This window comes from Streptomyces alfalfae, from assembly GCF_004127445.1.
GTDB classification, from domain to species: domain Bacteria; phylum Actinomycetota; class Actinomycetes; order Streptomycetales; family Streptomycetaceae; genus Streptomyces; species Streptomyces alfalfae.
In genome coordinates, this window is sequence record NZ_QEXM01000043.1 from 793340 (window position 1) to 805152 (window position 11813).

Genomic DNA, 11813 nt, shown 5'->3' on the forward strand with positions numbered 1-11813 from the left:
CGGCGGGGCGCGGGGGCGGGGCCCGGGAGCGGGGCGCGCCGAAGCGGGTGACCGGCGGGAGCGGATGACACGAAAGCCGTCCGGGCGGGTACGTACCTTCGCATGACCCCTGTGCCCCCCGGCCCCGCGGCGCCGCCCCCGCCGACCGCGACGTACCGGCTCCAGCTCCAGCCGGACTTCCCGTTCGCCGCCGCGGAGGCGGCCGTCCCCCACCTCGCCGCCCTCGGCGTCTCGCACCTGCACCTGTCCCCGGTCCTTGAGGCGGCGCCCGGTTCGACGCACGGCTATGACGTCGTGGACCACGCGCGCGTGCGGGAGGAGCTGGGCGGCGAGGAGGGGCTGCGGGCCCTGGCGCGCACGGCCCGGGAGGCCGGCCTCGGCCTGGTGGTGGACATCGTGCCGAACCACATGACGGCCTCGCCGCGGCACAACCACGCCCTCTGGGAGGTGCTGCGCGAGGGTCCCGGATCGGCGTACGCGCACTGGTTCGACATCGACTGGGAGGCCGGGGGCGGGCGCGTCCTGCTGCCGGTGCTCGGGGGCAGGCTCGGGGACGAGCTGGGGGTGCTGCGGGTCGACGGCGACGTCCTGCGCTACCACGAACACGCGTTCCCCATCCGGGAGGGCACCGCGGGCCTCCCGCTGCCGGAGCTGCTCGACGCCCAGTGGTACCGCCTGGCCTGGTGGCGCCTCGCCCGTACGGAGATCAACTACCGGCGCTTCTTCACCATCTCCGACCTCATCGGCGTACGCGTCGAACACCCCGACGTCTTCGAGGCGACGCACGCGAAGATCCTTGAGCTGCTCCACGACGGCGTCGTCGAGGGCCTGCGGATCGACCACCCGGACGGCCTCGCCGATCCGGGAACGTATCTTCAGCGGCTGCACGAGGCGACCGGCGGGCGCTGGACCGTCGTCGAGAAGATCCTCGCCGACGGGGAGCACCTGCCCGCCGCGTGGCCCGTCGCGGGCACCACGGGGTACGACGCGTTGCGCCATCTGGACGGCGTCCTCACCGATCCGGCGGGCGCGGGCGAGCTGCTCGGCCAGTACCGGCGCTTCGCCGCGCCGCCCGCCGACCGGGGCGGCGAGTGGGAGGCGACGGCGCGGCGCGCCGCGTACAAGGTCGTCACGCGGGAACTGGCCGCCGAGGTGGACCGCCTCACGCGCGAGGCCGCGGCGATCTGTGCGGCCGACCCGGCGCTGCGGGACCACGCGCCCTGGGCGATCCGGACGGCGCTGAGGGAACTGCTCGTCCGCCTTCCGGTCTACCGGCCCTACGTCTCCGGAGGCGCCGCCCCGGAGACGGTGCTCACCGAGCGGGCCGCCGACGAGGCGCGGGCGGCCTTCACCGTGCCGCAGGAGGCGGAGACGGTCACGGTCGTACGGGACCTGGCGCTCGGCCGTGCCGGCGGGGCGGACGGCCGTGCGCGGGAGGCGGTGGCGGGGTTCCGCGCGCGGTTCGCGCAGGTCGCCTCGGCGCTGCGGGCGAAGGCCCTGGAGGACACCGCGTTCTACCGGCACGCGCCGCTGCTCTCGGCGGCGGAGGTGGGCGGGGCGCCGGAGCGGCCCGCGGTCTCCGTGGAGGAGTTCCACGCGTACTTCGCGCGCGTGCAGCGCGACTGGCCCTACTCGGGCACGGTCCTGTCCACGCACGACACCAAGCGGAGCGCGGACGTGCGGGCGGGCATCTCGGTCCTCACGCAGTGCCCCGACCGCTGGGCGGACCTGCTGGCCTCGCTGACCGAGCAGACGGCGCGGGCGGGCGGGACGAGCGCGCCGGACCCGCAGCTCGCCTGGGCGGCCTGGCAGACGTCGGTGGGGTTCGGCTTCCCTGACGACGCGCGCCTGCAGAACGCGCTCCTCAAGCACGTGCGCGAGGCGGGTCTGCACACGAGCTGGACCGAGCCCGACGAGGCGTACGAGAAGGCGGTGGAGGCGTTCGTGGCGGCGGGCCCCTGCGGACCGCCGCTGTACGCGGTCGCCGCCTTCGCGCGCGAACTGGACGCGCACGTGCGGGCCAACGTCCTGGGCGCGGCCCTGCTGCACCTGGCCGCTCCGGGGGTGCCGGACGTGTACCAGGGGACGGAGGGCGAGTACCGCGCCCTCGTCGACCCCGACAACCGGAGTCCCGCGCGCTTCCAGCCGCACGTCCTGGAGCGGCTCGACGCGGACCGGGAGCGCTGCGACCTCTCCGAGGAGAAGACGGCGCTGACGGCGGCCGTCCTGCGGCTGCGCAGGCGGCGCCCCGAGCTCTTCGGCGGGGCCGCGACGTACGAGCCGCTGAGCGCGCAGGGCCCCGGCGCCGCGCACTGCGTGGCGTTCGCGCGCTCCGGGCAGGTCGTGGCGGCGGCGACGCGGCTGTCCCTGCGGCTGGCGGAGGCGGGCGGCTGGCGGGAGACGGAGCTGCCGCTGCCGGCCGGGCGGTGGACCGATCTGCTCGCCCCCGAGCGCGTTTTCGAGGGCCACGCGCGCGTGGCGGAGCTGTTCGCGGATTCGCCGGTGGCGCTGCTCGAACGGGCGGAGACCGACCAGTCCGGCTAGTCCGGCTAGTCCGGCTCAGCCGGCGGCGAGCCGGAAGCTCATCTGGCCGAAGCTGACCTGGTCGCCGTCCCGCACGACGGCGGCGCCGATCACCCGGCGGCCGTTGACGGAGGTGCCGTTGGTCGAGCCGAGGTCGCGCAGCACCCACATGCCGCCCTGCCGGCGCAGCTCGGCGTGGAACCGGGAGACCGTGTCGTGGCTGAGCCGCAGGCCGTTGGTCGGCTCCCGCCCTATGAGCAGGGGGCGCGGCGTCTCGGCGCCGGGCAGCAGCAGCTTGGGCAGGCGCTCGGCCTGCCAGGCCCTGCGCAGCTTCATCGTGAACCCGGAGACGGCCTCGACGCCGCCGAGGACCCTGCGCGCCCAGGGCTTCTCGGTCCGCAGGTCGGCGGTGAGAGCGGCCAGTTCGTCGGGCCTGCGGGCGGCGAGCACCAGCTCCATGCGCCGCACGAAGGTGTCGTGCGAGAGTCGGCCGGTGGCCGCGCCCTCCTTGAGTGCGTCCAGCGCCCGGTCGCGCTCGACGTCCGTCACCCGCGCGGGGTACGTGGAGAACTCGAAAGAGGATGTCACCCGCCGATTGTCGGGCAACGCCGCCCCGGGTGTCCAGAATGGGCCGGGCGGCGGCCGATCGATCACTTCGGCCCACGGAGCAGCGGCTTCTGGCGCACCATGGGACCCAGGTGTGCCGGACAGCGGACGAGGGGGAACGTCGTGAGGTTCGAGGTGTGGGCGCCGGAGGCCGGACGGGCCGTCCTGGAGTGCGCGGGCGCCACGCGAGCGATGGAGCGCGTGAGCGGACGCGCGGGCTGGTGGTCGGCCGAGGCGGAGGCGACCGACGGGACGCGGTACGGTTTCTCGCTGGACGGCGGTCCGACGCTGCCGGACCCGCGGTCACGGCGGCAGCCCGACGGGCCCGACGGCCTGAGCGCGGTGGTCGACCACGACCGGTACGCGTGGCGGACGCCGTGGCCGGGGCGCGGGGTGCGGGCCGCGGTCCTGTACGAGCTGCATGTGGGCACGTTCACGCGCGAGGGGACGCTCGACGCGGCGGCGAACCGCCTCGGGCACCTCGCGGGGCTCGGCGTCACGCATGTGGAGCTGATGCCGCTCTGCCCCTTCCCCGGACGCCACGGCTGGGGCTACGACGGGGTGTCGCTCTGGGCGGTGCACGAGCCGTACGGCGGCCCCGAGGCGCTGAAGCGCTTCGTCGACGCGGCGCACGCGCACGGGCTCGGCGTGATCCTGGACGTCGTCCACAACCACCTCGGCCCCTCGGGCAACCATCTGCCCGCCTTCGGCCCGTACTTCACGCAGACCCATCAGACGCCGTGGGGCGCGGCGGTCAACCTGGACGCGCCCGGCTCCGACGAGGTGCGGGCGTATCTCGTCGGCAGCGCGCTCGCCTGGCTGCGCGACTACCGGCTCGACGGGCTGCGGCTCGACGCGGTGCACGCGCTCGCGGACACGCGCGCGTGCCACTTCCTGGAGGAACTGTCCACGGCGGTCGACGCGTTGGCCGACGAGCTGGGCAGGCCGCTGTCCCTGATCGCCGAGTCCGACCTCGGCGACCCCCGGCTCATCACCCCGCGCGCGAGCGGCGGCCTCGGCCTGCACGCGCAGTGGAACGACGACTTCCACCACGCGCTGCACACCGCGCTGACCGGCGAGGCGCAGGGGTACTACGCGGACTTCGCGCGGGCCCCCCTCGCGGCGCTCGGCAAGACGCTGACGCACGGCTTCTTCCACGACGGGACGTACTCGTCGTTCCGCGGGCGCGCGCACGGCCGCCCCGTGGACCGGGCCCGGACACCCGCCTACCGCCTGCTCGGGTACGCGCAGACGCACGATCAGATCGGCAACCGGGCGCAGGGCGACAGGCTCTCGGCCTCCCTCTCCCCCGGGCTGCTCGCCTGCGCGGCGGCGCTCACGCTCACGAGCCCCTTCACGCCCATGCTGTTCATGGGCGAGGAGTGGGGCGCGTCGACGCCGTGGCAGTTCTTCACGGACCACACCGACCCCGACCTCGCCGAGGCCGTGCGGCAGGGCAGGCGCAGGGAGTTCGCGGCGCACGGCTGGGCCATGGAGGACATCCCCGACCCGCAGGACCCGGCGACGCGCGACCGGTCCTGCCTCGACTGGTCGGAACCGGAGGGCGGCCACCACGCGCGCCTGCTGGCCTGGCACAGGAAGCTGATCACCCTGCGGGCCGCCCGCGGCGACCTCACCGACCCCGACCTGGCGTCGGTGCGCGTCGCGTACGACGAGGAGGCCCGCTGGTTCGCGTGTCGGCGCGGGGATCTGCGGATCGCCGTGAACCTCGGCAAGGAGGCCGTCGCGGTCCCGCTGGGCGGCCACCACGCGCGCGTGCTGGCCGCCTGGGAGCCGGTCGAGGCCCCGGGCGCGGACGGCGTGCTCCGGCTGCCCGGGGAATCGTGCGCGGTCCTCGCGGCCGTCTGACCGGGGTCCGCGGGGTCAGCCGACGATCGCCATCTCGCGGGCGGTGGTGTTCAGGCGCCGCCCGCCGTCGGCCGTGACGGTCACGATGTCCTCGATGCGCACGCCGAAGCGGCCCGGCAGATAGACGCCGGGCTCCACGGAGAAGCACATGCCGGGGACGAGCGGCCGCTGCTCGCCCTCGATCATGTAGGGCGGCTCATGGGTCGTGACGCCGATGCCGTGGCCCGTGCGGTGGATGAAGTACGCCCCGTAGCCCGCGTCGTCGATCACGGCGCGTGCCGCGCGGTCCACGTCCTGGCACGCCGCGCCCGGCCGCACCGCCGCGCACCCGGCGGCCTGCGCCTCGCGCACGATGTCGTGGACGCGGCGCTCCTCCTCGGTCGGCTCACCCACGTGGACCGTGCGGGAGGTGTCCGAGCCGTAGCCGTGCAGGAGACCGCCGAAGTCGAGGACGACCATGTCGCCGTCCTCGATGACGCGCTCGCCCGCCTCGTGGTGCGGGTTGGCGCCGTTGGGCCCCGACCCCACGACGGTGAAGTCGACCCGCGAGTGCCCGAACCGCCGCAGCAGCTCCGCCAGATCGGCGGCCACATCGGTCTCCCTGCGGCCCGCGAAGGGAACCTTCACGATCTCCTCGTACGCCGCGTCGGCCGCCGCGCCCGCCGCCGCGAGGCGGCGCAGCTCGGCGTCGTCCTTGACCGCGCGGAGCATCGGCAGCGCCTCGGTGAGGGACACGTACGAGGTGCCGGGCAGCGCCTTCTGGAAGCCGAGCAGATGCATGGCCCAGGCGTTGTCGCTCACCCCGAAGCGGCCCGCCACGTCGAGGAGCGGCGCGGTGACGGCGTACGGGTCCTTGCCGTCGGTCCAGTCCCGCAGCGTCAGCGCGGGCGCGCCCACGGCCCGTGCGGCGTCCGGGGCCTCAAGGGCCGGTACGACGAGGACGGGGTCCTGCCCCGCGGCGAGGACGAGGAGGGTCAGGCGCTCGGTGGCGGCCGTCGGCCGGTAGCCGGTGAGCCAGTCGAGGTCGGGCCCCGGGGCGACGAGGAGACCCGCGAGGCCGGCGTCGGCGGCCTCGGCGGCGGCGCGCTCCATGCGGGCCCGGTAGTCGTCGGCGGTGAAGGGCTCGGGGGCGCCGTCCGTGAGGTGCTTGTCGGTGTCCACGTCGGCATCCTGCCCGCGGTCGCCCGCGCCCGCGAGCCGGTTTCCCCCCAGGGGCGTCTGTCAGGTGACGACGCCCGGCCTGACCAGCAGGATCTGCCGCTCCCCCGTGGCGTGGCGGACCGTCAGGGTCACCGGCTCGCCCGGCCGCAGGGCGGCGACCCTCGCGGCCAGACCGGCCGCGGAGCCGATGCGGGACCCGCCGAGGGCGAGCAGGGTGTCCCCGCGTACGAGGCCCGCGCTGTGGCCGGGCCCCGGCACGTGGACGCCGACGACGAGGGCGCCGGGGCCGCGGGGCGCGTCCACGACTTCGACGCCGAGGGTGGCGGTGCGGGCGGGGAGTGAGGGGGCTGACCGGGCTTGAGGGGTCCGTGGGATTCCGGAGGCTTGGGGAGCCTCGGGGTTCTTCGACTCCTGGGCGTTCTGAGCGGTTCGAGGGGCTCTGGGACTCTGGGGAGCTCGCGGTGTCGTCCGAGCCTGTCCGGCACGAGGGGGCCGCGGGGGCTGCGAGGCACGCGGCGTCTTCGGCTTCCGGGCGGCGGCCGGAGCCGCGTCGCTCATGGCCTCGGACCCCGCGGCCCCGGCTCCCGTGGGCTCCGCCTTCTCCCCCGCGGTCTTCCCGACGCCGCCGGAGGCCAGTGCCCCCCATGTCTCCCCCGGCCCGCCGAGCCCGATGACCGTGGCGCCGACGGCTCCGATGCCGACCCCGCAGAGCACCAGCAGGACGGCGACGGCCAGACCGCAGAGCACGGTCACGGAGCGCCTGCGACGACGCCACCCGAGGGCGGCGTCACGGCTCCGGGGGGCGGGCGTGCCTGTGGCCGTACGGGTGCCGGCACTGGTACCGGCACCCGTACTCGTACCCGTGCCGGTACCCGTTCCAGTGCCGAAACGGGTACCGCTGCCGGTACCCGTGCTCGTACCCATACCCGAGCCCGCGCCGGAAGGTTCCTGTCCCGGCATCGGCTTCGGCCTCAACGCGCTGTGCTCCATGGCTCGCCTCCGGCCACAGCCCTACCCTGCGCGCCCCCGCGGTGACGCCTCACGAACGGGTGACGTCCAGGCGTGCGGCGAGCTCGGCCGCCGCCCCGCGCAGGGCCCCCGCGTGCAGCAACTCCGTGCGGTGGACGACGCGGGGCGCCGTCAGGGGCACGGCGACCGTGCCCGCCGCCGCGCGGGCGGCCGAGAGCGGCAGCAGGGCCAGGCCGTGGCCCGCGGCGGCCAGGGTGGCGAGGGTGCGCAGGTCGGCGCCGTCATAGCGCAGGGTGGGCCGAAAGCCCGCCGAGCCGTTGGCGGTGCGGAGCCGGTCGAGGGGCAGGGCGGCGCCCGGCGCGTCGAGCCAGCGGGCGTCGACGAGGTCACCGAGGCGCAGGCCGTCGCGGCTCGCGAGGGGGTGGCCCTCGGGGAGCAGGACGGCCACGGGTTCCTCGGCGACGCCGCGCGCGGTGAGCGGCGCGACGTCGGGGAGGTTCAGCGGGTCGCTGGGCGCGGCGAGGCCGTCGACCAGGCCGAGGTCGGCGGCGCCGCTCGCGACGGCCGCGGGGACCTCGTCGCGGGGCAGCACGGTCAGGGTGACGCCCGCGTGGGGCAGTGCCCCGGCCGTGCGGCGGTCGAGCGCGGTCGCGGTGACGGCGAGGGTCAGGCCCTGGGCGGGGGTGGCGGCGATGCGGACGACCTCGGCGCGCGCCGCCTCAAGCCGCAGCAGGAGGGGCCTCGCGTGTTCCAGGAGCCGGGCTCCCGCGGCGGTCGGCGCCACGGGGCGGCGGGTGAGCAGGGCGGTTTTGAGGTCCTGCTCCAGGGCGGCGATGTGCTGGGAGACGGCGGACTGGGTGTAGCCGAGTTCTCGGGCGGCCTCGGAGAAGGAGGCGAGGCGGGCCACCGTCACGTAGGTGCGCAGCAGATGCGGGTCCATGGGCGCAAGCATCGCGCACGGCATCAGCAACGCTGATGGGTGGTGCACGGTTCATCGTTGGACGTGAAAGGCGGGCCGGACCGAGGATGAGCGACATGACCACGGCTCCCCGCACCGCGCCCGCCCGTGTCGCCCTCGTGGGCGACCGCTCCCCCGACGTCACGTCCCACACCCGCGTACCGCTCCTGCTGGACGCGCTCGCCACCCGCGAGGGCCTGTTCCTCGACGCGTACTGGATCGGGACCGAGGACGCAAAGGAGCCCGGCGCCGTACGGGGCTTCGACGCGGTGTGGGTGCTGCCCGGCAGCCCCTACCGCAGCGAGGCGGGCGCGCTGGCCGCCATCCGCACGGCCCGCGAGGACGGCGTGCCGTTCCTCGGGACCTGCGGCGGGTTCCAGCACACGCTGCTGGAGTTCGCGCGCGACGTCTGCGGACTCACCGATGTCGCGCACGCCGAGAACGACCCGGACGCCGCCGACCTGCTCATCGCGCCGCTCGCCTGCTCCCTGGTCGGCCACGAGGGGACGGTGACGCTCACGCCGGGTTCGCTCGCCGAGTCCGTCATCGGGGCGTCCTCCTCGGTCGAGCGCTACCACTGTTCTTACGGGCCCGGCGCCCATCTGGACACCCTGCGCGCGCACGGCCTGCGCTTCACCGGAGCGGACGGGTCGGGTCAGGCGCGGATCGCCGAACTGCCGGGCCACCCCTTCTTCCTGGCCACGCTCTTCCAGCCCGAGCTGGCCGGTGACGGCTCGCGTCCGCACCCCGTCGTGCGGGCGCTGGCGCGAGCCGCCGTCGACCACGCGCGCGTGGCGGCCGGGGAGCCGGCGCTCAGCGCGGCCCGCTGAGCGCGGGGGCCCTCGGCGCCAGGTCGGGCACGAAGCCGTGGGCCCGCCGGGCGAGGTCCTCGGCGCCGTACCGCCGGCAGCCGCGGTGCCAGTTGAGGATGCCGGAGAGCCAGTTCCGCAGCTCCTGCACGTAGCCGTCCATGGTGGCGCGTGCCTCGGCGGAGAGGGCGAAGTCCTCGTACAGGACGGGGAACTCGTGCTCGGCGACGTGCTGGAACTGCCGCATGCGCTGGGTCATCAGATCGTGCACGACGCCGAGCGCGGTCGGGTAGTCGCAGCCGAAGAAGTTCTGCACGACCAGGATGCCGTTGTGGATCTCGCCCTCGTACTCGATCTCCTTCTGGTACGAGAACACGTCGTTCAGGAGCATCGCGTAGTCCATGGCGGCGTTCTCCAGGGACTTGACGGGGCCGCTGCGGTAGACCCGGGGCGGCACCGCGGGGCCGTGGCCCATGCGGCACAGGCTCATGGTGAGCTGGGAGCCGAAGGTGGCGCGGCGCATCTCCAGGTAGTCGACGGGGTCAGGGATACGGTTCTGCAGCTGGTTGGCCAGCTCCCACAGCCAGCTCTCCGTCATGACGACGACGGTGTCCTTGACGGTCTCGCGCTGCCGCGCGGTCATGTTCCGCGTGGTGCGCCGCCACAGGTCGGTGAGGCCGCGCTCCATGCCGTTCACGGGGACGGTGACGGCCTCGTCCCCGATCGGCATGCATCCGGCCAGGCGTTCGGTGCAGGTCCTCGCGGCGGCGAAGTCGCGGCGGTGCCCGAAGACGAGGGGGTAGTAGTCGTCGCCGTAGGTGCCCCAGGCGAGCCACTGCGAGCCGAGGTCGAGGGCTTCGGGCGTGCCGTCCGGGTCGATGCCCGCCGCGCACAGCGGGAGGTCGTAGGCGTCGAGCTTGTCCTCGTCCCAGACGCCCTCCGCGAGGATGCCCATGGCGTGCGACCAGGTGGTGACGTGCCGCCGGGCGGCGTCCAGGTGGGAGTTGAGGCGCAGCGGGAACGGCATCCGGAAGTCGGGGAGCAGCGAGGGCCCCACCTTCTGGAACGGCACGTGTGTGAAGGCGCGGACCCTTTCCGCCCCCGTGGAGGCGAGCAGCGCGCCGATGTCGGCGGCGGAGGCGCCGAGGCCGGTGGGCCCGGCCGGCGGCGACGTGCCGAGTGCGCCCTCGTTCATGTACCGGCTGGAGCGCAGGTGCCAGTCGTGGCCACCGGTCTGCCAGTCCTGGAGCCCTCGCGTGTACGCGGCCACGGCGGCGGTCTCGGCCGGCGTGAGGCCCTTGTCCAGGGCCAGGGCGGGCACTTCGGTGACGGCGGTGTGCTCGAACTGGTGCATGCGCGAGGTGAGGATGTCGTTGACCGTGTCGGCGGCCTCCTGCGTCGTGCAGCCGAAGAAGGTCTCCAGGACGAGCACGCCGTTGCTGAGTTCGCCCTCGTCCTGGACCTCGCGCTGGTAGGAGAAGAGGTCGTTGCGCAGATGGACGGCGTCGGCGAACGTCTCCATGAGGACCCGCAGCGGCCTGGTCCCCGCCACGGCCGCGGGGACCTCCGCGGTCGCGTACTCCACGAGCCCCGCCGACCAGGGGGCGCCGCCCACCTTGCGGCGCATCTCGATGTACTCGACGGGGTTGGCGACCCGGCCCTCGTTGATGTTCGACAGCTCCCACAGGGACTCGTCGAGCAGGTGCCCGGTGGACTCGGCGAAGCGGCGGCGCCAGTCGGCGGACATCGCCGGCACCGTGCGGGCCCACAGGTCGGCGAGGCCCGCCTCCACGGGGTTCCGCGGCTCGGGTAAGGGGGCCGTGAGGTCCATCGGCATGAAGAGGGGCAGGCGGTCCAGGTGGGCCTTGCCCGCCGCGCGGTCCTGGCTGCGCTTGTACATGTCGAGGAAGTGGTCGTCGAAGAAGAAGACCCACACGTACCAGTCGGTGATCAGGGACAGTGCGGGGCCGTCGCAGTCGGGGTGGGTGTACGCGCACAACAGGCCGTAGTCGTGCGCGTCGAGGTCGCTCTGCTCCCAGACGCCGGAGCCCTCCAGCATGCCCATGTCGCGCGCCCACCGCGTGGAGTGCGCGCGCGCCTCCTCCAGGTGGGGGTTGAGCCGCGCCCGGTATGGCATGTAGAAGCTCGGCAGTTCGAACGGTTGCGTCATGGCCCGGCCCTACCCGGGGCCCTCCGGCGCCATCCGCACGCCCGCGGATCATCGCACCATCGCGTGAACCGGGGGCGCGTCGAGGGCGCACGGGGAGCAGGCGCGGCGGCCCGGATGCGCCTGGCCGAGGCGTCGGTCCCCCAGTGAATCACCGGTTTCCCCCCGGGCCCTCGGCTCACGCCCCTAGGCTGCGGTGCACGCCCCCGGAAGGAACAGCCGCCATGACCGATGTGCCGCCGCGCGCGGAACTGCTCCTCGCCCAAGAGGTCCCCGACGACCTCGCCGAGGAGCTCGTGGCCGCACTGTCCGCGCTCGGCGCTCCGCCCGCCCGGACCCGCCGCACGATCGGCCATCGCGGTGTCGCGGACATCCCCTGGGCGGTCCTGGTCTCCCTGCCGCTCCAGGCGTTCCTCGGCGGGCTCGGCGCGGAGGCGATGAAGGACGCGTACGCGTCGTTCAAGGGGCTCGTGCGGAAGGTGGCGCGCCCGGCGTCGCCCGCTCCCGACGGCCTCGGCGACGCGCGGGAGGCACGGCCGCTGCTGCTCCAGGACCCGGTGGGCGGGCTGGGCGTCGTCCTTGAGGCCGACCTGCCCGCCGAGGCGTACGAACGGCTCGTCGGGCTGGACCTGACGGCGTTCTCGGCGGGACCGCTGCACTATGACCGCGCCCAGGGACGCTGGCGCTCGGTCCTTGACGAGGCCGCCGGCTGACCGCCGGCCGAAGGGCGCGGCGGAGCGTTCGCCGTGGA

9 protein-coding genes are annotated in these 11813 nt (G+C 74.9%); 4 read left to right on the forward strand and 5 right to left on the reverse strand.

Annotated elements, in window-relative coordinates:
• The first annotated feature begins 102 nt into the window (after nucleotides 1-102).
• Nucleotides 103-2544, forward strand: coding sequence for a malto-oligosyltrehalose synthase (gene treY / locus DCW30_RS26570; protein ID WP_076683982.1), 2442 nt, complete (start codon nucleotides 103-105; stop codon nucleotides 2542-2544).
• Nucleotides 2545-2559: 15 nt separating this feature from the next.
• On the opposite strand, the gene DCW30_RS26575 is transcribed toward treY, so the two are convergent.
• Nucleotides 2560-3111 (reverse strand): DUF1707 and FHA domain-containing protein, encoded by a 552-nt coding sequence (locus tag DCW30_RS26575; RefSeq protein ID WP_076683983.1) that lies wholly within the window; start codon nucleotides 3109-3111, stop codon nucleotides 2560-2562.
• Nucleotides 3112-3252: 141 nt separating this feature from the next.
• Between DCW30_RS26575 and treZ the strand changes: the two genes are divergently transcribed.
• Nucleotides 3253-4998 carry a malto-oligosyltrehalose trehalohydrolase gene (gene treZ / locus DCW30_RS26580; protein ID WP_076683984.1) on the forward strand — a complete coding sequence of 582 codons (1746 nt, stop codon included), beginning with the start codon at nucleotides 3253-3255 and terminating at the stop codon, nucleotides 4996-4998.
• Nucleotides 4999-5013: 15 nt separating this feature from the next.
• On the opposite strand, the gene DCW30_RS26585 is transcribed toward treZ, so the two are convergent.
• The 3 genes from DCW30_RS26585 to DCW30_RS26595 form a co-directional block, all read right to left on the reverse strand.
• Complete coding sequence (locus DCW30_RS26585) at nucleotides 5014-6090, reverse strand: aminopeptidase P family protein (RefSeq protein WP_076688768.1); 1077 nt, start codon at nucleotides 6088-6090, stop codon at nucleotides 5014-5016.
• Between the two features lie 129 nt (nucleotides 6091-6219).
• Complete coding sequence (locus DCW30_RS37650; RefSeq protein WP_076683985.1) at nucleotides 6220-6462, reverse strand: S1C family serine protease; 243 nt, start codon at nucleotides 6460-6462, stop codon at nucleotides 6220-6222.
• Nucleotides 6463-7198: 736 nt separating this feature from the next.
• A complete protein-coding gene (locus DCW30_RS26595) occupies nucleotides 7199-8068 on the reverse strand; it encodes a LysR family transcriptional regulator (RefSeq protein ID WP_076683986.1) in 870 nt (289 codons plus the stop codon).
• 95 nt (nucleotides 8069-8163) lie between these two features.
• Here DCW30_RS26595 and DCW30_RS26600 point away from each other — a divergent pair, with 95 nt between their 5' ends.
• Entirely contained in the window at nucleotides 8164-8916 is a 753-nt protein-coding gene (locus DCW30_RS26600; protein WP_373569005.1) for a CTP synthase C-terminal region-related (seleno)protein, read from the forward strand.
• Here DCW30_RS26600 and cyc2 read toward each other — a convergent pair.
• Entirely contained in the window at nucleotides 8900-11065 is a 2166-nt protein-coding gene (cyc2, locus tag DCW30_RS26605; protein WP_076683988.1) for a germacradienol/geosmin synthase Cyc2, read from the reverse strand. The genes DCW30_RS26600 and cyc2 overlap by 17 nt on opposite strands.
• Nucleotides 11066-11286: 221 nt before the next feature.
• Here cyc2 and DCW30_RS26610 point away from each other — a divergent pair, with 221 nt between their 5' ends.
• Nucleotides 11287-11775 carry a hypothetical protein gene (locus tag DCW30_RS26610; protein WP_076683989.1) on the forward strand — a complete coding sequence of 163 codons (489 nt, stop codon included), beginning with the start codon at nucleotides 11287-11289 and terminating at the stop codon, nucleotides 11773-11775.
• The last annotated feature ends 38 nt before the right edge of the window (nucleotides 11776-11813 follow it).